This is a genomic window from Pseudoalteromonas sp. CO348, assembly GCF_004208845.1.
Lineage (GTDB): Bacteria > Pseudomonadota > Gammaproteobacteria > Enterobacterales > Alteromonadaceae > Pseudoalteromonas > Pseudoalteromonas maricaloris.
In genome coordinates this window covers 189813-211179 of sequence record NZ_SGPI01000010.1, presented here as the reverse complement: position 1 = coordinate 211179, position 21367 = coordinate 189813, and the positions used below count along the sequence as shown (strand labels likewise).

Below are 21367 nucleotides of genomic sequence, written 5' to 3'. Positions count from 1 at the left end.
AAGTGGCGGACGCAGGAGGATTCGAACCTCCGACCGCCTGGTTCGTAGCCAGGTACTCTATCCAGCTGAGCTATGCGTCCGTACAAGACAACCATTAAAAATGGCGGAGAGGGAGGGATTCGAACCCTCGATAGGGCTACAAACCCTATACTCCCTTAGCAGGGGAGCGCCTTCGGCCACTCGGCCACCTCTCCGTCTTGTGGGGCGTATAATATAGGTTAGAAAAAATATGTCAAATACTTTTCTTGTAAAAACGCACTGAATGGTGATAGATTGTGCAGTCTGCTTAGTTACTCGGCACTAACGCCAATTTTTACTCATTTTGTAGGGGGTTAGGATCGCTGTAGGTATTTCTTAATGCACGTTGTTGACGCAAAACTTCGTCCAAAAATGCTTCTTGATAACCAAGCTGCTGAAACTCAGCGATACAAGCCCGATAATATAAAATTCTCGCTTGCTCGTGCTCATCGACATTTTCAAACTCATTATTGCTCATCTTATCGGATTCCCTATTTGTTATTTTTAACGCAGCATTAGAACTTGAAAAAGACTAGTTAGGAAATTGGGATAATCTAGTTTCAAAAGAGAAACAACTTTTATTATGAATAGGAGTTGGCAATAACTACATAATAAAACTATGTATTTAAAAATACTGTGAGATTTATCTTACGCAATTAACAGAAAAGCGCCATAAGGCGCTTTTCTACATGTATTTTCAGATTACGTGAAAATACTTACTGTTCAGCTTGTACTTCAGGACGCATGTGTGGGAACAAGATAACGTCTTTAATAGTCGGTGAGTCTGTGAATAACATCACAAGGCGATCGATACCAATCCCCTCACCTGCTGTTGGTGGTAAACCATGCTCTAGCGCACGAATATAATCCGCATCGTAGTGCATTGCTTCATCGTCACCTGCATCTTTTTCTTCCACTTGACGCGCAAAGCGTGCAGCTTGGTCTTCAGCGTCATTAAGCTCAGAGAAACCATTTGCAAGCTCACGGCCACCCACGAAGAACTCGAAGCGGTCTGTGATAAATGGATTTTCATCGTTACGACGCGCCAGCGGAGACACTTCCCAAGGATATTCAGTGATGAATGTCGGTTGGATAAGTCTGTGCTCAGCGACTTCTTCGAATATTTCACATAGGAACTTACCTGGGCCCCATACACAGTTTTCAGGGATCTTAACGTGAACTTTCTTAGCGTATGCTTTTAGTGCTTCAAAGTGGTTTTCTGGATCTTTAAAGATTTCAGCTTGTGCTTCAGCATCTGGGCCGTATTGTAAAATAGCATCAGCCATAGACAAACGCTGGAACGCACTGCCAAAGTCATACTCAATCGTCTCTGTCACTTCGCCTTCAGCATTCTTCACAGTATTAACAACCGTAGTAGTGCCTAACACGTCTTGTGCCACGGTGCGTAACATGTCTTCAGTCAAGTTCATCAAATCATTGTAATCCGCGTATGCTTGATAGAACTCAATCATAGTGAATTCAGGATTATGACGCGTAGATAAACCTTCGTTACGGAAGTTACGGTTGATTTCGAATACACGATCAAAACCACCAACCACTAGACGCTTAAGATATAGCTCAGGCGCGATACGTAGATACATATCAATATCTAGTGCATTGTGATGCGTTACAAATGGACGTGCAGACGCACCGCCTGGAATAACCTGTAGCATCGGCGTTTCCACTTCCATAAAGTCACGTTCAGCTAAGAAACGGCGAATACCTTCAATCACTTTTGAACGAATACGGAATGTTTCACGCGTATCCATGTTAGTGATCAAATCAACATAACGCTGACGGTATTTTGCTTCTTGATCAGTCAGACCGTGGAACTTTTCAGGTAGTGGACGTAGCGACTTAGTCAGTAGTTCATACTCAACCATGTCGACATATAAGTCACCTTTACCAGATTTATGAAGCGGACCTTTAACACCAACGATATCGCCGATATCTAATTGACCATACTTCTCTTTTAGGTCTTTTTGTACGTCTTTTGAAGCATAAGCCTGAATACGACCTTTCATGTCTTGCAACACTAAGAAAGGACCACGTTTCGCAAGCAAACGACCCGCAACAGAAACATGATGATCAAGTTCTACTAGCTCTTCCTTCGATTTATCACCAAACTTAGCTTGTAGATCTTGTGTGTAGTCTTCGCGGCGGAATGAGTTCGGGTGGCCATTCGCAGGGCAATTTTCCCGGATCGCATCTAGCTTGCCACGACGCTCAGCAATAAGTTTATTTTCGTCTTGATTGTGATCTGTCATTGTTTAGCTCTTAGTTTAGCTTGTGGATTAAAGGCCTGATTTCAGGCTTGCTTCGATAAATTTGTCTAAATCGCCGTCTAGTACGGCTTGGGTATTGCGATTTTCAATACCTGTACGCAAATCTTTAATACGTGAATCATCTAGCACGTATGAACGGATTTGGCTGCCCCAGCCGATGTCAGATTTTGCATCTTCTTGGGCTTGCTTTTCAGCGTTTTGCTTTTGCAGTTCAAGTTCAAACAATTTCGCCTTTAACTGCTTCATCGCTTGATCTTTGTTCTTGTGCTGCGAACGGTCATTCTGACACTGCACTACCGTATTGGTTGGTAAGTGCGTAATACGTACCGCTGATTCTGTACGGTTAACGTGCTGACCACCTGCGCCCGATGCACGATATACATCGATACGAAGATCTGCAGGATTAATATCGATTTCGATATTGTCGTCAATTTCTGGGTAAACGAATACAGAAGCAAACGAAGTATGACGACGGCCGCCTGAATCAAAAGGACTCTTACGTACTAAGCGGTGTACGCCCGTTTCTGTACGAAGCCAACCGTAAGCATATTCGCCCGTGACTTTAACTGTCGCGCCCTTAATACCAGCAACATCGCCATCGGTCGCTTCAACGATTTCGGCTTTAAAACCTTTCGCTTCAGCCCAGCGCAAGTACATACGCAGCAACATGTTACACCAGTCTTGGGCTTCAGTACCGCCAGAGCCTGACTGTAAGTCGATGTACGCATCGTTGGCATCTTGCTCGCCTGAGAACATACGACGAAACTCTAGTTTTTCCAGCTGCTCAACAAGGCCGTTGACCTCTTGCTCTGCTTCAGTGAAGGTTTCTTCATCTTCGGCTTCTACGGCAAGCTCAACCAAACCTTCTGCATCATCGGCACCAGACACGAGATTGTCGATGGTTTCAACAATCACTTCTAAATTCGATTTTTCTTTGCCCAGTGCTTGGGCTCTTTCCGGCTCATTCCATACAGCGGGATCTTCTAATTCGGCATTAACTTCTTCTAAACGCTCTTGCTTTAGAGCGTAGTCAAAGATACCCCCTAAGAAGCTCTGTACGTTCGCGAATTTCCTTGATTTGGTTAATCACAGGATTCACTTCAAACATTTACCATTACTCCAGAACTAAATTTGTCGGTTTGTGAATTCACACAAACAGGTCTGAAAACGGGTCAGACCATAGATTTAAGCGACCAATAGTATCAAATAATAACCGCGCTTAGCATCCCTTAAAGTGAGAATTTTGGGAGTTTTTTAACAAACTCAGTACGCACATCTCTATTAATTCGGTTGCGCCTGAAGTTCACGCACAATGAGCTGCAAATTATATTTACCACGAAACTCATTAATATCTAATTGATAAGCAAATAAAGCATGGGTTGCCTGGAGATTTGGCCAAGCCCGAACGTCAACGTTAAATGCTATCGCATCAACCAATCGGCCTGAACGATGCTTAAGCACAAGTTTTAGATGTTTGTCGCCAACAATACGTTGCTGCACCAACTCAAATACATCCTGAAATACCGGCTCACTAAATTGCTGCCCCCACGGACCTGCCTGCTGTAGTTCAAAAGCAAAATCCATGGTGAAGCAATCGCCCGGCAGTTCACCGTCCGTCAAGAGAATGCTTTGCTTTGCTTCTTCGCTCAGCGTCGCACTGACATTTTGTTCGAATACCTGTTTAAACCGCGCAAATTCAGACTCTAAAATGGTCAGTCCTGCTGCCATCGCATGGCCACCGAATTTTACAATTAACTCTGGATGCTGGGTATTGATTGACTCCAGCAGGTCGCGCATGTGTAGACCTTCAATAGAACGACATGAACCCTTGATCTCGCCGTTGTCGCCTTGTGCAAAAATAATACACGGGCGGTGATACTTTTCTTTTAAGCGTCCCGCTAGAATGCCTATCACACCTTGATGCCAATCATCTTGATACAAACACAAGGCATCTGGTACTTCTTGGCTTTTAAGTACCAAACGCTCCAATACCGCTTGCGCCTCTTGCTGCATACTTTGCTCAATCTCGCGTCGTTCTATATTTAGACTATCGAGCTCTGACGCAATACGACGAGCTTGAGTAATGTCTTTCGATAACAAGCAAGCAATACCTAAACTCATATCGTCAAGACGACCCGCGGCATTGAGTCTTGGCGCTAACGCAAAGCCAAAATCACTGGCGCTTAATCTTGCATTATTACGGTTAGAAACTTCGATAAGTGCTTGGATCCCTGGTCGCGTTTGACCACTGCGGATCCGGGCGAGCCCTTGGTGTACCAAAGTGCGGTTATTCGCGTCTAGAGCCACAACGTCAGCCACGGTTCCTAGGGCAACAATATCTAATAATGTCGCCAAATTTGGCATCGCGACGTTTTGTTCCACAAAATAGTTTTGCGCTCTTAAGTAATGCCTTAGTGCTATCAGCAGATAAAAGGCAACCCCAACGCCCGCGATAGACTTAGATGGGAAATCGCAGTCAAGACGATTTGGATTAACAATCGCATCGGCAATCGGCAACTCATCACCTTGTAAATGGTGATCGGTAACAATCACTTTAATACCCGCCTGCTTCACGATTTCGACACCGCGAATACAGGAAATACCGTTATCTACGGTGATCACCAAATCAGGTTTTATGGCAACGATTTGCTCGGCCAATGCTGGACTTAGGCCGTACCCCAAGCTAAATCTATCCGGCACGAGGTAATCCACACGCTGAAAACCAAACTGAGGCAACCCCTCCATTAACACGGCGGTGCTCGTTGCGCCATCGGCGTCAAAGTCACCAACAATCAACACTTGTTGTTGCAAAGAAAGTGCTTCAGCCAGAATTTGGCTTGCAAGCTCGATGTCTTTAAATAATTTAAAATCGTGTAAGGTTGCGGCGCTATTATCGAGTTCAACGACCGATTTAACCCCTCTGGCAGCATAAAGCTGTTTGATCACGGGATGTAGTGAAGCCGGTAAATGGCTGTCATCAACCCGCTCTCTTGGTTTAATTTCTGTATGCATACTTTTTCACAAAACAAAAAAGGCCAAAATGGCCTTTTATATTCTTTATCTTGCTATCTTATCGAGTTCTCAACGCGAACTCCATCGCTAAGCGTGAGTCATTATGACTTAGGGCTATTTGCATCTAGCATTTGTGCGATAGCTGCTGCAGGTTGATAACCTGGGATCATAGAACCATCTTCAAGAATGATCGCTGGTGTTCCTGAAATGCCAAAGCTTTGCCCAAGTTGATAGTGCTCGGCTACTGGCGCTTGGCAGTTTTCAACTGGCTTCACTTCACCACCAGCTTTCGCCTCAGTAAGTGCAGCTGCGGCATCTTTTGCACACCATACATTTTTCAAATCTTCATAGCCTGAACCACGCAAACCACCACGTGGGAAAGCTAGGTATTTCACGGTAATACCAGCTGCCAAGTAATCTTCTAGTTCACGGTGAAGTTTGCGGCAGTAGCCACAAGTAATGTCTGTGAATACCGTGATTTGATGCTTTTCATTTTCCGCTTTGTAGACGATCATTGAGTCTTCGTATTCAGCAATACCTTTTTGGCGCACATCACTCAACGCGTCTTCGGTGATATTACGGCGGTTATCAAGATCAATCATAGTGCCCTGAATTAGGTATTTACCATCGGCACTTGAATACAGTACCCCTTTATCTGTGATCACTGTTTTTAAGCCCGCAAGCGGACTATCTTTGATTTGCTTAACCGTTATACCTAATCCGCTAAATTGCGTTGTAATTGGGTCTACTTGTGCTGTTGGTGCGACAGGACCCTCAACTTGCTCAGCGAAAGCGCCAAAGCTCAATGCCAGTGAAGCGGCAACTATTAGTTTTTTCATTATGTTCTCTCTAAACCTGTTATTTGAGGGGTTCACGCGCCCCTTTGTGCTACTCACTAAGACCGGAGTAACCATAAATAATTCCCAAGCAACAAAAATTAAGCTCTTGGGTGATGCTGCTGGTGCAATGTTTTTAAACGTTCACTGGCAACATGTGTATAAATTTGAGTCGTCGACAAGTCGCTATGGCCAAGCATCATTTGCACAACTCGCAAGTCAGCGCCATGATTCAATAAATGTGTTGCAAAAGCATGACGTAGCGTATGTGGCGATAACGGCGACTTAACGTCTGCCAAAATAGCATAGTGTTTTATGCGATGCCAAAAAGTTTGTCGCGTCATACCTATGCCTCGCTTGGATGGAAAGACAAAATCGGTAGCATGCTTGATCATTAAGCCCCGCCCTTTTTTGAGAAATTGTTCGATCCAATGCAATGCTTCTTCACCCATAGGCACTAAGCGCTCCTTGCCTCCCTTACCACGCACAAGTACAACAGCTTGTCTCATGTTGACTTGCTCCATTCTTAGCCCGACTAACTCAGTCACGCGCAACCCCGTGGCATACAAGAGCTCGAGCATTGCCTTATCTCTCAGTCCCATCGGGTCGTCACAATCAGGAGCATTTAACAAGGCCTCAACTTCTTGCTCTGACAAGGTTTTTGGCAGCGACGGTGTTGTTTTAGGTTGCGCAATAGTATCCAGTGGAGACTGCGCGATTTGTTTTTCTCGCAACCAATATAAATAAAATCTCTTTAATGCACTGATGGCTCGCGCGTTACTCTTTGCTTTTAAGCCCTTGTCTATTCTGTGTGCCAAATAAGCCTCGACGTCTTGGCTTGTGATTGCCAGTAAAGAAGACACCGAGGTTTCTGCTTTTATAAATAAGAGAAACTTTTCAAGGTCGCTGCGATAGGCTGCAATGGTATTTTCACTGAGCCCTTGCTCTAAAAATAGCGCATCTAAAAAGGCTTCTATATATTGCAGATCAGACAGTGTATGGGTAGTTGCTTGGTGTTCGCTCACAGAGTACCTGTATTAATTATTAACGTCATGATGTAGACTTGCCACCTATAATACCAGTCAAATTGAAAGTGATAAATACAATGCAAATTGGGTTATTTTACGGCTCGACAACATGTTACACAGAAATGGCCGCAGAAAAGATTCAGGAAATCATCGGCAAAGACACAATTACCTTATTTAATATTAAGGACGAGCCGCTAAAACAAGCTGAGCAGTTTGACTTCCTCATTTTTGGTATCTCAACATGGGACTTCGGCGAACTTCAAGAAGACTGGGAATCTCACTGGGACGATATCGACGGCGTTGATCTGAGCAACAAAGTCATAGCGCTATTCGGCATGGGTGACCAACAAGGTTATGGTGAATGGTTTCAAGATGCACTAGGCATGCTACATGAAAAAATTGCCCCTCAAGGCGTCACCTTTTTAGGCTACTGGCCAAATTCAGACGACTATGAATTTGAAGCGTCAAAAGCACTGACCGAAGATAAAAGTCAGTTTGTTGGTCTGGCACTAGATGAAGACAGTCAATACGACAAAAGCGACGAGCGTATCGCGACTTGGATAGAGCAAATCATGACGGAATACGCCGAATTAGATGTTTAGCGCAGTAAGCGTTAGCACTAATCCAAAGTGTTAACGCCCATCCCTAATATCATCTGTAAAACTGACTCAATGCGGCCTCAATTTGTGATAGCTTATACGGCTTATGGATCACATTATCAAAAACTTCATTTTGAGCTTGAGTTAAGAAAATATCAGCGGTTATCGCCAAAATCGGTAACCTTGAATTTTCTTGTTTGATTAAATGTGCGGCCTCTGTACCACTCATACCCGGAAGATTCACATCCATAAAAATGATGTCAAAGTGTTTTTCTTTTGCCACTTCAAAATAGGCTTCAGCAGATTCGAAAATATCATAGCTACAACTAAGTTTGTCGAGTATCGCAGTGATCAGTAGCTGATTAAGCGGATTGTCTTCTATTACACCAATCTGATGATAGAAAATGGCGATATGCTCTGTTTTTGGTGGCGAAGCGACTTTTACTCCACTTTCGCTTTTGCATGGAATAATAAACACCACCTCAGTCCCTTCACCCTCTTGGCTGGAAACGCTGATCCGCCCCCCCATAATATCAATAAGTGCTTTAGTCACACATAGGCTTAATCCAACCCCTAAGTTTCCTCTGCCCTCAAACATGCTAAAGCGGTCAAATAGATTACTTTGCTCAAGCGCTGAAAGGCCTTTACCACTGTCTTTTACAATAAACTGTATTTCATTACCAATGACATATGCTCTGAGTACCACTTCTTGCCCAGCCTCGCTGCTCTGAATTGCAGTGTCGAGTAAAGTCTCTATGACGCGCGACACTTTATCCTTATCGAGCATCAAAGCCTCACCTTTATAGACGCCAGCAATAGAGTGCGTAATCGTAATATCATGTTGTTTTGCCTCAGTAGCAAAGCGAGCAACTGACTGCTTTAGTAGATCGGATAATGAACAAAGAATAGGTTCAAACTGAACTTTTTCACCTTCAATAAGCTCAAGCTCTAATACGGAATCAATGACAGTAAGCAGTTTACTCCCCCCTGTTTCTATATTTTGCAGGTAGCTCGTCGTAGATTCAGAAAACCCTTCAGCTTCAGCTGAGTTGAGTACCACATCATTAAAACCAATGATGGCATTAAGTTGGGTGTGTAATTCATGGCTGATATCAGATAAAAAATTGTCTTTGGAATCATTGAGCAGCTTAAGTACGTTTACTTCTCTGCGCAGTTCAAGTTGCCGAATTACCTGACGACCCAAGGTGACGAGTGTTTTCCTTTGCAAATCGGTGAGTTTTTTGGGCTTATCACTGATAGCACAAATAGTGCCTACCTTATAACCGCCAGAGCTAATCAGCGGTGCACCGGAATAATGGCGGATTTTCGGGCCACCAGTAACCAGTGGATTGTCAAAAAAGCGTTCATCTTCTAGGGCATCTTGCACCTCAAATACATCTTCTTGCAAAATAGCATGAGAACAAAAGGAGATATCTCGATGGGTTTCATCCACCTCCAGCCCCACTTTAGACTTAAACCATTGGCGATTTGTGTCTATCAAGCTAATAAGCGCGATAGGCGTTTCACAGATCTCTGACACCAACTGCGTAATTTCATCAAGATTTGCTTCTGCAGCTGTATCCAATACCTTATATTCGCGCAGCGCTTTGAGACGATTTTCTTCGTTATTTGGGATCTCGGCTTTTTTCATGAACACCTACACAAGCGAATTAAACCAGCTAAGTACACGTAAATCAGACTGCACTTTTGACACGATGATTCTGACCATTTCTCAGCTAAAGTGTAGAAGATAAATCACGATACGAGCAAAAAATATCCATCACATTTTTAGGTAAAACTCATGACATAAAGAAACAAAATCATTCGTATATTGGTTATCTACATCGTATATCACCAACGATTGCTCATGACTTGGTTGTGCTATGCTTTGTTTGCCTATCAGTAGCAATCTGCGAGAGTAAGATTTACTCGGGGTGGTTTTAATCGCACAGCTTGAAACAAGAAACCAATTTCGCGCTTTGGCAAGCTGACAAAAGAGCAAACTCTCTTGATAGGGTAAAATTACTGCAAGTTGCCCAGCATCCGTCGTAAACTTTTCGAAGGCATCAAGCAACGCATCAAAACTTAGGCTGTCCGTGTGTCTCGCTCTATTTCTCGCTTGATTTTCTCCTTTCAAACTCGCGTTGAAGTAAGGTGGGTTTGATACCATGAGGTCAAAGCGCAGCTCGCTATCAAACTCTTGTATTGCACAGCGATGTAGCTCAATATCAGGCCACGGGCTGTGCTTGATATTAGACTCTGCATCCTTTAACGCATCGTCATCAAGCTCAACCGCATGGACTGTGCTCATTGGACTTCGCTGTTTACACATCAATGCGATAAGCCCAGTTCCCGTTCCGACATCAACAATCCGCTTGGCTTCAGCGAGTGGAACCCATGCGCCAAGCAAAATACCATCCGTCGAAACCTTCATTGCCGCATGATGCTGGGTCACCGAAAACTGTTTAAATGCAAACTGAGACATCCTATACCTTTGAGAAAATGCAATAGCAACGTATAATTCCGCTATTGTCCTTTATTTGTGATGCAATATGCAATTTACTGAATTTGATTTAGACAGCAAGCTGATTAGTGCGATTAAAAAAATGGGTTTCGATACTCCCACCAGCATTCAACAGATGGCTATTCCTGAAGCGCTAATTGGCCGAGATATTCTCGCCAGCGCACCAACCGGTACGGGTAAAACCGCTGCATTCTTGATCCCTGCGATTCAGTATTTGCTTGATTTTCCTCGCAAAGAGCCAGGCTTTGCCCGCGTACTTATCATGACGCCAACGCGTGAACTTGCCTATCAAATACACGAGCAATGTGAACTCCTTGCCGCAGGTGTTAACCTTAAAATAGGCGTGGTAACTGGCGGTATTAATTACGGTAGTCACAAAGAAATCTTCGAAAAGAACAATGATATCCTCATCGCAACCCCAGGTCGTTTGATGGAATATCTTGAAACCGAGAACTTCCACGCAGAAAACGTTGAGCTACTGATCTTAGATGAAGCGGATCGCATGCTAGACATGGGCTTTCGAAAAGAAATGCTACGTATTTGCTCTGAAGCGGTTAACCGTCGTCAGTGCTTTTTGTTCTCTGCAACCCTTGAGGGCGAAAGCGTTGAGAAGTTTGCTGAACGTATATTACAAGACCCAGCACTACTTGAAGCCACGCCATCACGTAAAGAAAAAGGTAAAATTCATCAGTGGGTTCATCTTGCAGATAACTACGAGCACAAAGTCAATTTGCTCGCACAACTGCTTGATGACGAAGAAGTAACCAAAGCGGTTATCTTCGTAAAAACGCGTGAACGCCTAGAAACACTCGTTGGCGAGCTATTTGCCAAAGGCATTAAAACCACTTGGCTGCGTGGTGAAATGCCACAAGACAAACGCATGGCTGCAATGGCAAGTTTTCACAGTGGTAAGACGAATATCTTAGTGGCAACAGATGTTGCAGCCCGTGGTATCGATGTTGCGGATATCAGCCACGTATTTAACTTTGATATGCCACGCACCGCAGATATTTATGTACACCGCATCGGTCGTACAGGCCGTGCTGGTAAAAAAGGCACCGCGGTTTCCTTGGTTGAAGCCCACGATGTCGAAATTTTAGGAAAGGTTGAGCGGTACACCGACCAAAAACTTAAGCGCCGTGTAATTAAAGGCTTAGAACCTAAACATAAAGAAGCGAAAGCACCGAAGAAGAAAAAAGATCCGGTTAAAATCAAGGCGAAAAAGAAAGCCGCCAAGGTTAAAAAGAAAAAGTAACCCAAAAAACCAGCGTCAGTACGCTGGTTTTTTTATGCTAATTTGGGCAAGAGCTAATGTGAGTAAGCCTTAACTTGCTCTGTTAGATTTGATTGGTAGAACTTAGTTAAATCTAACGGTCGTATATGCTCCAATAGCGAGCGATGGAAACATCGCATTAAGTGTTTACTTCACTTCCTCAGCTTGGATGTTAATAGTGATGGGTGTGACTTATTTACCCTTATTTTTGTCCTTATTTTTTGTCTCAGAACATCAAAACGCCAATATTCAGAATCGACTACTTAAGCTCGGTTGCTTAGACATAATATCGACAGTTTCAATAATCTTACTTATAACCACGTCAGGCGCATCGTCTGGAATGTTATGAGTAGCGCCTTTAACAACAATATGTTCTGAATTGCGAGAAAGCTGAGCGATACTTTTTTGCATTTCAGCCCACTTATCTCCGACGTTGTAGAAGCGAGGTGCCGTTTTGTAGGCTTCTCTGTCATGACTCATTACCACCATTCTTAAATTACCAAAGTCATAATTGAAATCTTCTAAGGGTGTGAAGAAGCCGCCTTCGTTTCGGTAAGCTGACATCACTTGCGCGTATCGAAAACTGGAATAGTACTGGTCTAGTCGTTGCGCCAACGAAGAATCATATTTCTTAAAGAGATTCTTGATATCTGATATCCCCAGAATCGGATCAGCGTAATGCCAAATTTGCACATGTGTCGCGATGGGAGAGAAGGTTCCGCGTAATATTTCATGTTGATTCTCGTGCGCTGAATCTAACAATATTAGCGCAGCCAAATTACTGTTGGTTATTGCGGCAGTGTGTCTTGCGATAATTCCGCCGTATGACCGCGCAACTATAATGACCGAGTTGTCACCAGCAACATGTTGAATAAGAGATGCTTGAAGTTGAGCCTTTTGTTTCGTCGTAAAATCAGTTGGAATGTCGTCACTGCCGCCATGACCTAATCGGTCGTAATAACATGACGTGAATGTCTGTGGTAATTGCTCAGAAATTGATGACCAAACCTGTTCCGAGTCATCGCCATAACCAGATTCAAAAAAAACATAGGGATTTCCGCTACCTTTACAGACATACCTCACTTGTTTGCCTTCAAATGAGAAATAGTCGCCTGAAAGAGGAATTGGCTGATGAACAAAAAACGCAATAGTACGCAACAATATATAAATACTAAATATTATTAATATCGCTAAAGTTAGCTTGCTCAAGAAAAAACGTTGATAAATCGAAGACATATTTATTCCCTAATGTATTTACGCACAGTGTCTGAAAGTATTTATACTGCTCGCGTGCGCGAGTTAGCGAGCGTCCTGATTGACGCGTTTGCTAGCTTGTGTTGCACGAATAAAATCAAGATCACTAGTGATAACTCCAATACCCGATGCGACAACGTCATCGTAGGATTGGGTGATCGATTCATGTCGAGACCAAAGATAAACATCCGAACCATAGCTCTGCAATCTTGATGCGAGGCGTTTAGGATAGCCCCAAAAATACTTTGTCATTGAGGGTGGTATAAAAAGAATGGTGTTCCTACAGGACTCAGGAACTAGTCCAGCCCATCCAACTAAAAGATAATTTATTCCGCAACTCTTTACACTACCAACGCTTGCTAACCGTAAAGATAAATCCTTGTTTCGAAACCACTCCATACCTTTTGAAGAGGTAATTACAATATGGTTAGATTTTTTTCCAGCTAGATACTCATATAGAGTTTCGAATGAACGTATGTCGTTATCCTTTAGGTTTAGCCAAAACTCATGCTTTGGATACCGTTCGTAAAACGCCTCTAACTTGGAAATCCTAAAACCTTTTCCTCTAAATGGGAAAGTCGCACCATCATCAAACGTATATCCATATCCTGCATCAAGATTTTTCAACTGCTCAAACGATGTTTTATGTACTGGCCCAGACCCGTTTGTAGCACAATCTAACGTCCAGTCATGAAAAACAACCAGTTGGTCATCACGCGTTCTGTGAACATTTAAATGAATTACGTTAGCCCCTGCTGCAACGGAAGAAGCCACAGCTTCTAGTGTGTTCTCAACTGAATTGGTGTTTGATGCTTCTATTGAAAGGGAGGTACAGCCAGTTTTTTTTAATTTTTCATAGTTAACTGCACTTCCGCCTCCTCGATAGGCCACGATCTCGCCATGTCGCTGAAGGTCAGGAACGAACATATATGCGTTAACAACTCCTAGTGTGATTATGCAAGACAGTGCGATCAAAAACGTCTTAACTATTTTTATAAACATTTATTACCTGATTCCTTGATAGATAGATGGTCGATGAAAGCTAACATTTTAGTATTTATGCAACACGCAGTTTGTGTTGCATAATCGCATGTTGGACTGAGCCGCTACCTGCTCGGTATGGCAGAGTTGGTGTTGTTTATACTATGACTTACTTAAAAAAAATAGACTTTTTGGAGGCACTCACTTTCCTAGTTAGTGTAATCATATGTAAGCTTTCCCTGCATTGCTCAGCGCTTATTATGTATTCATTACACCTAAATTTGGCTTAATAAGCAATTATATTTTTTACGCATGCAGAGGCCGCTAGCCAGAGCAATTAAGCAGGTTAACTACTTGATTTTACAAAGCAGTCATAATCAAACATACCCTCCTTGGCTAATATCAAAGCGCATCCATGCGCTTCTCGTTCATTCTTTTGAAACGACGCGATCGAGCGAACCAAGAAAACGTCGCCCCAGCATCACACTTAATCCTCAAACCCTAAGCCGATATATAATACCAATTGCACTAAGTCTCCAATCAATTTGAAGGGTGAAATACCATATTAGCGTCGTTAAAAATTTCTCATTTAGAACAACTAAATAGCAAAATTTTTGCCTGGCTACTAAAGCTATTTCTCCGCTTCAAATTGCTCATTTACCTAATACAATTGGTATCGCAACCGCCTTGTAAGGCACATCCCTATGCCAGACAAGACTTGGCCGACATCCTGTCGGCACATTGTATATCAGCTTATGCTTTTCGGGTGTGATGGAGGGGGGATTAGTTTTGACTGCGAGCTCTAGTTTTTCTCTCAAAGCAGCAAATTTGCCTGCAAGCACCAAACAAAACTATCAGCACCGTTTTCCTCCCTAATCACACCCGAAAGTAAATTGCCAATGAGTCATTTCAACGCATGGATGCGTGAAAAGCTGTGACAGGGTCAAGGATGGCCCTTACACGGCGGTGACGTTCATATTGGCAATTTGCTTGAGGAGTCAGTGTGATGTTGGGAGTGCCCTTTCTTTTGCATACTTTTCTTTGGGCATCAAAGAAAAGTATGTCGTAGCCCATGGATGGGCGTCGAAGCCAGTCAGGAGGACAAGCTGACTTTACGATAAATTTCGAGCTATCAGCTGTTAGCAAAATAAACCTCCATGTTTAATATCAAAGCGCATCCATGCGCTTCTCGTTCATTCTTTTGAAACGACGCGATCGAGCGAACCAAGAAAACGTCGCCCCAGCATCACACCACTACAACAAATCAAATACCGGCTCTATCGCAACTAGACTGAAGTTATCCAAATCCAAGCGGTGCTGTATTCCTAACGGCAAAATCCACTGCGGATCAGTATGGCCAAAGTCAAGCCGAGTTATTACGGGTAAACTGTCACAGCCAAACTCATCACGTACAACCGATAAAATCACCTCATCAAGCGCAGCCATCTCGCGCTCGCTGTAATCCCGCGCACGGCCAATCATTAAGCCGGATATTTTTTCAAACACCCCCATCACCCCATAGTTACGTAACCAAAAACGAATATAGTCTTGACTGGGTTTATCCTCAGAGGTTTCTAAAAATAGCAATTTGTCTTGCCAAAATGACGGCGATGGCCAGTATTCAGTGCCTTTTAGCATCTCCATCACTTCAAAACAGCCGCCAAATAGCCGCCCTTCCACTTGCCCTGTACCTTGCAGTACTTTTGGACCATTTGTCGCAATAGCGGGATGCAGCTTACCGACGTTTTCTGGTATTGCCCACTCCGGATAGCCATGAGAATAAGCGTTGAATATTGGGTATTGGACTTCACCTAGTAGCGCCTGCGCTAAATAGGCTTGATACTCAGCACTAGCATTGTGGTACTGGGAGAAACCGGCCATGATCGATGGGCCGTTAAAGGTGACTAATCCCCACTGGTTCAGCAGTGTGGTGAGCGTGGAAAAGTCAGAATAGCCCATCATAAACTTAGGGTTATTCAAGATAACGGATTTATCTAAATAAGATAGGATCCGCGCGGAATCTGAACCACCAATAGAAGAAATTATCCCGGCTATATTCGGGTCGGCAAAGGCATCATTAATATCTTTTGCACGTAATTGTGGCTGTGAAAAGAGCACATCCGCAGCCGTTCGAGCCGACGGCATTTCAACAATATTAAAACCAAGCGAACGCAGGTTTGCTAACCCTTGCTCAAAGATGTGAGGAAATGTACCTGGGCCACCCCAGCTAGGTGATACAATCGCAAGGGTATCACCTCGGTTTAGTTTTTTAGGCTTGCGTAATTGCACCGTCTATTTTGCCTTAATGGAATATTCATCAGCGACTAGATATATCCCATTAAGACAACAGAATCAAACGCTTATTCGAACCTTTCAACGCGAAATGGAGCTAAATCAACAGAGGTAGGTTTGCCTGTCATGAGTTCAGTAATAAGCGTGCCAGTAATGGCCGACATTAAAATCCCCGTCCTAAAGTGCCCACACGCATTAATGTAACCCTCCACGCCATCAACGGGGCCCAAAATTGGCAGCTCATCCGGTGTACCGGGTCTAAGCCCTGCCCAACAACGTTTAATACTCGACTCTTTTAGCACCGGCAAACACTTCATAGCACCTTGTGACAACTCGGTTATTTTATCTAGACTATTGGTGGTGTCGAAACCTTTTTCCTCCGTTGATGAGCCAATTAAAATCTCGCCATTGTCCTTTTGTGCAATGTAGCAATCACTGGTACTGATACAACCATTTAATACTTTAGGCATGCGCTCGGACAACACTATTTGACCCTTAACCGGGTAAACTGGCATGTGTTTACCTGTCGCCTGATGGTAAATGTCATCCGCCCAAGCACCAGCGGCATTAATCAAGGTCTCACAATGCAGGCTTTTATCTTGCGTCCTCACGCCTATCACCTTATTGCCTTCACGCAGTACCTCTAGCACTTCGGTATTCAGAAATAACTCAACACCATTTTGGCGTGCTCCTTCGGTATACGCATCAACTAATCGGTATGGGTTTACCTGATGGTCGCAAATAAAATCTATTGCACCAATCGCATCAGGAGTGATGTAAGGCTCCTCTGCACGTAATTGCTGTTGGTCTAGCCAACGGATCTGCGAAGACAAATTAGGGATCCCTGACACTATGCTATCTGCATATATTTCATCATCGCGATTGTACATAATGAATTTAAGACCGGTACGTTCAAACTTAAAGTCGACATCGTGTCTGGTCAGCATTTCTTCATGCAGTGCTGGATATAACTCGTTTGATTTGAGCGCAAGTTCAAAAAAGCATTCTGGTAATTGATGCGGCCGCAATGTTTCCGCAGCTTCGGTATCTCCTTCACTTTGGAGCTTAGACAAGGTTTTGAAGAAGATCACACCACAGCCAAGACCAACCGACTCACCAATCGCCCATAATCCACCCGCAGATGCACGAGACGCGTTACCCGGCTTTTTTAAATCCACTAACGCGATTTTTAGGTTGGTATCGCGGCTTAAAAAATAGGCACAGGCAGCACCAATTACACCGCCACCTGCGATAATGACATCATACTGCTTCATGGTTTTTCTCCAGTAAAGTAAATGGAATTGGGTCAAGTGGGAATCTTGGCCTTATCACACCGAGTGTATCTAAGTGCCCTGCCGCGTGCAGTCGGTCTAGTGCATAGCTAGAACACATTTTCCCTTGGCAGTCTCCCATGCCAATACGGGTTCTCATTTTCACGCTAGATAAATCTTTTGCACCTTGTTGTAATGCTAAATCGAGTTGCTGGCGCTTTACTTGTTCGCAGCGACACACCACAGTATCTGGTTGGGTTAACGCTAGTAGCCCCTCTCTGCGCGCCGAGAAGCGGTCAAATCCGGCTCTAAACTTCTGTGCTTGCTTACGCTTAGTTTTGAGCTTGCGCATCCGCGTGTGGAAGGCCGTTTCGCTTAAACAGGCTTGTTCATAGGCAAGCATGGTTGCGGCCATTTTCCCTTCAATGATAGCCGCTTCGGCACCTAGCAAACCATTGGTGTCACCACAGACAAAAATTGAATTTAAGCTACTGCGTAAATTGTCATCTAATAAAGGCACATAGCCATTCGTGGTGGTGTACTGATGAGAAACCCCAAGTAGCATGGCAAGCTGGGTGCGGGCAACAAAACCATAGCCGACCCCTAGACTATCCACGGCTAAATGCTGCGCTTTTGACAAGTCCGCATGCCAATGCTCATCGTAAGGCGCTACGGTAACACTGGAGAGTTTTTCTTGGCCTTCTGCTTTCACAATGCCATAGCCATACTTGAATGGAATATTATGCTTTTTGAGATACGCCAACATACTCAATCCCGAAAGCGTAAGCTTAGGTTTATTAAGCAGCGCCACAGTCTCTTTCGCCAGTTCACTAAAGCGACTCGCTTCATATACGCCAACCACTTGTGCACCAGATTTATGTAACTGGCAAGCAACCAGTGGCAATAATGGTCCAGTTCCGACTAAAGCCACTTTTTTCCCTGGTCGAACTAACCCACTTTTAAGCTGAAGTTGCATCCCACCCATTAACATCACACCAGGTAACTGCCATCCTTCAAATGGCACACTGCGCTCATGACAACCAGTTGCCAGAACCAACTTGGTGTAATCAATTTGTGTTAACTGATTTTGTGTTTGCAACAGCAAACCGCTCTCGCCTTCAGGCCCAAGCACTTTGGTTTGTAGTTGTAGTGTTATATCTTGTTTATGATGTTCGTAGCGTACCTTTAGTGCAGCCATCGCTCGTTTAAGATTTTCATCTAAATGAGGAAGCTTACTTGCTTGTCGAAGTGGCCCGCGATAGATCACCCCACCAATTTTTGGTGCTTCGTCAACTAAGGTGCTACTAATGCCATATTTAGCCAGCTCAGCTGCACAGCTAACGCCAGCAGGCCCTGCACCGACAATAACGATTTTTTCTTTTTGACAACTAGACATCACACTATACCCCGACCTGCTTGAAACGATTTTGTTTGGTTTCAACCTGCATATTGGGTTGTACTAAGGTTTGGCAAGCCTTTTGTTTATGTTGTTTGTTTATTGTTACCTGACAACAGTGACAAACCCCCATACCACAATAAGCACCAGATACGGCCTCTCGATCGCTTTCCATAATTTGCTTGTAGTTTGCCGCAAGCAAAACAGACAACACGGTTTCACCATCGCATGCGTTAACCGCAATGTCGTCGATTTGAATTTGGAACTGTAACCCCTCAGGGTCTGTAATATCTTGGGTTCTGGATAATTCAGACATGAAAAAATGCTCCTTCAATAAAGTCGCACAAAGCCTACTATCCAAATATTAAAAATAAACATTTTATTTACTTTATTCACTTTAATTTGATCCAAATTAACTTTTAAGCACTCTCGCGCTAATTCTGTTCAATTCGGTGCAAATGCTGCACTCACCTCACTAAAGCAGTGCAATGTGAACGTACTTACAGACCAACAAAAATCACATCCTATTGATATTAAATAATTTTAATTTCTGGCACAGTTTTTCCTTATCAACTAACACGACAAAGAAAGGAGCGTAATTATGTACACTTTATATCAAACGATGTACTTACTTTGGCATTTGGATGTGAGTATCTGGCCTGTGCACGATACAGCAACAAACCCAGTAGATGTTAAGGAGAAGACACAATGACACTTGGCAAACTAGACACAGCAGTACACGCAGTAATGAACGATATGCTCACCCCATCACAAGCTGCAAAAGCCTATCATGTGTCGCAGAGAGCACTTTACGAAGCACTGCGACGCTCCCAAGAGAAACAGCAAACTCGATGGCAAAAATTAATGCATGAAAAGGCAAGGCTTGAGCGAAGTCTGGCTCGGATAAATAAGGAACTGCATGAACAATTTGTCTAATAGCGCTATGCAGCTTCGCATTATTCAGGCGCCTAGCTTGAAATACAATCGCTTAGATTGTCAGCTTTGGGTAAAACAACTCAGCGCACTGACGCAAGCCTGTATTAATCTTGGCGCCTCTATCGGCTTTTTGCGCTCATCCTCTAGCAGAGCAATACAAAACTACTGGTGGCAGGTATTCGATGCTGTGATCAAGTCGCAAAAGACGCTTATTATCGCTGAACTTAATGGCGTAATGGCAGGTTGTGTGCAACTCTCACCAGCAACAAAAGATAATGCTCAGCACCGGGCAGAAGTGGAAAAACTATTGGTGCATCCAAACAGCCGACGAAAAGGCGTGGCAACAAAGCTGATGCAAGCCATAGAGCAAGAATCTACACGGCAGCAGATATCGTTACTCGTCCTTGATACACAATCGGATTCGGACGCAGAAATCCTATATCAGAGTTTGGGCTTTAAAGTTGCTGGGCAAATCCCTCATTTTGTCAGTGATGAACGCGGTGACTTCCATGCCACCACATACTATTACAAACTGCTTGCACCGACCTTGCGCAATCGTATTGAGAACCTAGCTCAAGCGCATTATGCCAATGAATATTAGCAAACCAGTCTAATCAAGCGACTCGCTACGACTTTCATTCAGGCGATAAAAAAACAGCTTACCGATGTGCTGCGGTGTAGTTACAGCCTCTAAGATTGGGGCAGCGCCTTGCGGTATGCTCATCACATTGGGATTATTGATAGTAAGACCATCGCGCAGCTTAGTATCTATTGCCCCAGGACACAGTACCGTTATTTTGTAGCCATCTTTGTGAAGGCCTTTAGATAAGGTCACCACGCCCGCTTTCGCCGCACAATAAGACGTCCAATCTTTGTAACTGTTAAATGCCGCCGTCGACGCCACATTGATCAAATGCACCGCTTTTTTTGCTTTAATTGCAGCACGAGAAATTAAATAAGTACCGATTAGGTTCACTTCGATGTCACGGATCCAGAGATTTGGGTCTGAGTCTGCCACTAAACTTGAGTAAAGCGTTCCTGCCGCATTGATTACACAGTCATAAGACTTGTCGTCAAAAAAACGCTCAACTTCAGCTGGTTTAGAGACATCAAGCTGCGCGCGCGATGGTGCTTCCACTTCATGTCCCAAGCGCTTCAATTCATCGCTTAAATAAACGGCAAGACCGCCCTGTCCGCCCGTTATTAACACTTTCATTTCTGTGGCTCTGGGATTGGATGGTTGTCGCTTTGTTCAATCAGCTTTTTATACTGATCGTAGATTTTTTGCTTTAAGTTACTAGAGCTAACCCCAGCACCATAAGGAAAGTAAAATACCTGAACTCCAAGCTCTTTCAGATAATCATATTTTCCCTTCCAATCATCGCCAATCACGAACACATCAATATTTAGATTTTTCACCGTTTCACGATGATCTAAAGTACGTTGTGGAATAGCAAGATCTGGGTCTCTTAACCCTTCGATAATCGCCAAACGCTCTTCAAATGGCACTGCCGGTGGCTTTTTATAAGAACAAACAAGTTCATCGGTACTTACACCAACGATCAACGTGTCTCCTAAACCTCGGCCATAACTAATCATTTTTAAATGATTACTGTGAAATAAATCAAATGTTCCTGAGACATAAACAATTTTATTTTTCAT

General features: G+C 43.6%; 20 protein-coding genes and 2 tRNA genes. 4 read left to right on the top strand and 18 right to left on the bottom strand.

Going from position 1 to position 21367, the window contains the following annotated elements:
• Positions 1–3: 3 nt before the first annotated feature.
• The 8 genes from EXT48_RS03625 to xerD form a co-directional block, all read right to left on the bottom strand.
• Positions 4–80, bottom strand: a tRNA-Arg gene (locus EXT48_RS03625).
• 21 nt (positions 81–101) lie between these two features.
• Positions 102–194, bottom strand: a tRNA-Ser gene (locus EXT48_RS03620).
• A gap of 119 nt (positions 195–313) precedes the next feature.
• Positions 314–496, bottom strand: a complete 183-nt coding sequence (locus tag EXT48_RS03615) for a hypothetical protein (RefSeq protein ID WP_010375970.1) — start codon at positions 494–496, stop codon at positions 314–316.
• A gap of 238 nt (positions 497–734) precedes the next feature.
• Positions 735–2285 carry a lysine--tRNA ligase gene (gene lysS, locus EXT48_RS03610; protein ID WP_010375973.1) on the bottom strand — a complete coding sequence of 517 codons (1551 nt, stop codon included), beginning with the start codon at positions 2283–2285 and terminating at the stop codon, positions 735–737.
• A gap of 27 nt (positions 2286–2312) precedes the next feature.
• Positions 2313–3411 (bottom strand): peptide chain release factor 2 gene (gene prfB, locus EXT48_RS03605; protein ID WP_099030198.1). Its coding sequence is split into 2 segments (ribosomal slippage): positions 2313–3335 and positions 3337–3411, totalling 1098 coding nucleotides; the frame shifts between segments, so codons are not numbered across the junction.
• A gap of 173 nt (positions 3412–3584) precedes the next feature.
• Positions 3585–5315: a single-stranded-DNA-specific exonuclease RecJ gene (recJ, locus tag EXT48_RS03600; protein WP_045990470.1), complete on the bottom strand. Its 1731-nt coding sequence runs from the start codon at positions 5313–5315 to the stop codon at positions 3585–3587.
• A gap of 101 nt (positions 5316–5416) precedes the next feature.
• Positions 5417–6154: a bifunctional protein-disulfide isomerase/oxidoreductase DsbC gene (gene dsbC, locus EXT48_RS03595; RefSeq protein WP_010375978.1), complete on the bottom strand. Its 738-nt coding sequence runs from the start codon at positions 6152–6154 to the stop codon at positions 5417–5419.
• Between the two features lie 98 nt (positions 6155–6252).
• Positions 6253–7176 (bottom strand): site-specific tyrosine recombinase XerD, encoded by a 924-nt coding sequence (xerD, locus tag EXT48_RS03590; protein WP_017216320.1) that lies wholly within the window; start codon positions 7174–7176, stop codon positions 6253–6255.
• Between the two features lie 80 nt (positions 7177–7256).
• Between xerD and fldB the strand changes: the two genes are divergently transcribed.
• A complete protein-coding gene (fldB, locus tag EXT48_RS03585) occupies positions 7257–7781 on the top strand; it encodes a flavodoxin FldB (RefSeq protein ID WP_130163592.1) in 525 nt (174 codons plus the stop codon).
• Positions 7782–7830: 49 nt separating this feature from the next.
• Here the strand turns inward: fldB and EXT48_RS03580 are convergent, their stop codons facing one another.
• A complete protein-coding gene (locus EXT48_RS03580; protein WP_130163591.1) occupies positions 7831–9429 on the bottom strand; it encodes a response regulator in 1599 nt (532 codons plus the stop codon).
• 129 nt (positions 9430–9558) lie between these two features.
• Positions 9559–10263 (bottom strand): tRNA1(Val) (adenine(37)-N6)-methyltransferase, encoded by a 705-nt coding sequence (locus tag EXT48_RS03575; RefSeq protein ID WP_130163590.1) that lies wholly within the window; start codon positions 10261–10263, stop codon positions 9559–9561.
• A gap of 67 nt (positions 10264–10330) precedes the next feature.
• Between EXT48_RS03575 and srmB the strand changes: the two genes are divergently transcribed.
• The gene (gene srmB, locus EXT48_RS03570) at positions 10331–11557 is read left to right on the top strand and encodes an ATP-dependent RNA helicase SrmB (protein WP_010606189.1); all 1227 of its coding nucleotides are present in this window, start codon (positions 10331–10333) and stop codon (positions 11555–11557) included.
• Positions 11558–11824: 267 nt separating this feature from the next.
• On the opposite strand, the gene EXT48_RS03565 is transcribed toward srmB, so the two are convergent.
• The 6 genes from EXT48_RS03565 to EXT48_RS03540 all read right to left on the bottom strand — a co-directional run bounded on the left by EXT48_RS03565 (position 11825) and on the right by EXT48_RS03540 (position 19085).
• On the bottom strand, positions 11825–12811 hold the full coding sequence (locus EXT48_RS03565) for an alpha/beta fold hydrolase (RefSeq protein WP_130163589.1): 987 nt from the start codon (positions 12809–12811) through the stop codon (positions 11825–11827).
• Positions 12812–12874: 63 nt separating this feature from the next.
• Positions 12875–13831, bottom strand: a complete 957-nt coding sequence (locus EXT48_RS03560) for a glycerophosphodiester phosphodiesterase family protein (protein ID WP_130163588.1) — start codon at positions 13829–13831, stop codon at positions 12875–12877.
• Positions 13832–15064: 1233 nt separating this feature from the next.
• On the bottom strand, positions 15065–16099 hold the full coding sequence (locus tag EXT48_RS03555; RefSeq protein WP_130163587.1) for a S66 peptidase family protein: 1035 nt from the start codon (positions 16097–16099) through the stop codon (positions 15065–15067).
• 71 nt (positions 16100–16170) lie between these two features.
• Entirely contained in the window at positions 16171–17376 is a 1206-nt protein-coding gene (locus tag EXT48_RS03550; RefSeq protein ID WP_130163586.1) for an FAD-binding oxidoreductase, read from the bottom strand.
• On the bottom strand, positions 17363–18769 hold the full coding sequence (locus tag EXT48_RS03545; protein WP_039493625.1) for an NAD(P)/FAD-dependent oxidoreductase: 1407 nt from the start codon (positions 18767–18769) through the stop codon (positions 17363–17365). The genes EXT48_RS03550 and EXT48_RS03545 overlap by 14 nt, the downstream gene beginning before the upstream one ends.
• Before the next feature lie 4 nt (positions 18770–18773).
• On the bottom strand, positions 18774–19085 hold the full coding sequence (locus EXT48_RS03540) for a 2Fe-2S iron-sulfur cluster-binding protein (protein ID WP_010371949.1): 312 nt from the start codon (positions 19083–19085) through the stop codon (positions 18774–18776).
• 392 nt (positions 19086–19477) lie between these two features.
• Between EXT48_RS03540 and EXT48_RS03535 the strand changes: the two genes are divergently transcribed.
• On the top strand, positions 19478–19705 hold the full coding sequence (locus tag EXT48_RS03535) for a helix-turn-helix domain-containing protein (RefSeq protein WP_069018978.1): 228 nt from the start codon (positions 19478–19480) through the stop codon (positions 19703–19705).
• Positions 19689–20306: a GNAT family N-acetyltransferase gene (locus EXT48_RS03530; protein WP_130163585.1), complete on the top strand. Its 618-nt coding sequence runs from the start codon at positions 19689–19691 to the stop codon at positions 20304–20306. The genes EXT48_RS03535 and EXT48_RS03530 overlap by 17 nt, the downstream gene beginning before the upstream one ends.
• Positions 20307–20315: 9 nt before the next feature.
• Here the strand turns inward: EXT48_RS03530 and EXT48_RS03525 are convergent, their stop codons facing one another.
• A complete protein-coding gene (locus tag EXT48_RS03525) occupies positions 20316–20921 on the bottom strand; it encodes an SDR family oxidoreductase (protein WP_130163583.1) in 606 nt (201 codons plus the stop codon).
• Entirely contained in the window at positions 20918–21367 is a 450-nt protein-coding gene (locus tag EXT48_RS03520) for an adenylyltransferase/cytidyltransferase family protein (protein WP_010371961.1), read from the bottom strand. The genes EXT48_RS03525 and EXT48_RS03520 overlap by 4 nt, the downstream gene beginning before the upstream one ends.

Coding starts and splice junctions, on each gene's coding strand:
- EXT48_RS03560 (WP_130163588.1), bottom strand. CDS start 13,831: ATGTTTATAAAAATAGTTAAGACGTTTTTGATCGCACTGTCTTGCATA.
- lysS (WP_010375973.1), bottom strand. CDS start 2,285: ATGACAGATCACAATCAAGACGAAAATAAACTTATTGCTGAGCGTCGT.
- dsbC (WP_010375978.1), bottom strand. CDS start 6,154: ATGAAAAAACTAATAGTTGCCGCTTCACTGGCATTGAGCTTTGGCGCT.
- fldB (WP_130163592.1), top strand. CDS start 7,257: ATGCAAATTGGGTTATTTTACGGCTCGACAACATGTTACACAGAAATG.
- EXT48_RS03535 (WP_069018978.1), top strand. CDS start 19,478: ATGACACTTGGCAAACTAGACACAGCAGTACACGCAGTAATGAACGAT.
- srmB (WP_010606189.1), top strand. CDS start 10,331: ATGCAATTTACTGAATTTGATTTAGACAGCAAGCTGATTAGTGCGATT.
- EXT48_RS03565 (WP_130163589.1), bottom strand. CDS start 12,811: ATGTCTTCGATTTATCAACGTTTTTTCTTGAGCAAGCTAACTTTAGCG.
- EXT48_RS03550 (WP_130163586.1), bottom strand. CDS start 17,376: ATGAAGCAGTATGATGTCATTATCGCAGGTGGCGGTGTAATTGGTGCT.
- EXT48_RS03540 (WP_010371949.1), bottom strand. CDS start 19,085: ATGTCTGAATTATCCAGAACCCAAGATATTACAGACCCTGAGGGGTTA.
- EXT48_RS03545 (WP_039493625.1), bottom strand. CDS start 18,769: ATGTCTAGTTGTCAAAAAGAAAAAATCGTTATTGTCGGTGCAGGGCCT.
- EXT48_RS03580 (WP_130163591.1), bottom strand. CDS start 9,429: ATGAAAAAAGCCGAGATCCCAAATAACGAAGAAAATCGTCTCAAAGCG.
- recJ (WP_045990470.1), bottom strand. CDS start 5,315: ATGCATACAGAAATTAAACCAAGAGAGCGGGTTGATGACAGCCATTTA.
- EXT48_RS03575 (WP_130163590.1), bottom strand. CDS start 10,263: ATGTCTCAGTTTGCATTTAAACAGTTTTCGGTGACCCAGCATCATGCG.
- EXT48_RS03530 (WP_130163585.1), top strand. CDS start 19,689: ATGAACAATTTGTCTAATAGCGCTATGCAGCTTCGCATTATTCAGGCG.
- EXT48_RS03520 (WP_010371961.1), bottom strand. CDS start 21,367: ATGAAAAATAAAATTGTTTATGTCTCAGGAACATTTGATTTATTTCAC.
- EXT48_RS03525 (WP_130163583.1), bottom strand. CDS start 20,921: ATGAAAGTGTTAATAACGGGCGGACAGGGCGGTCTTGCCGTTTATTTA.
- EXT48_RS03615 (WP_010375970.1), bottom strand. CDS start 496: ATGAGCAATAATGAGTTTGAAAATGTCGATGAGCACGAGCAAGCGAGA.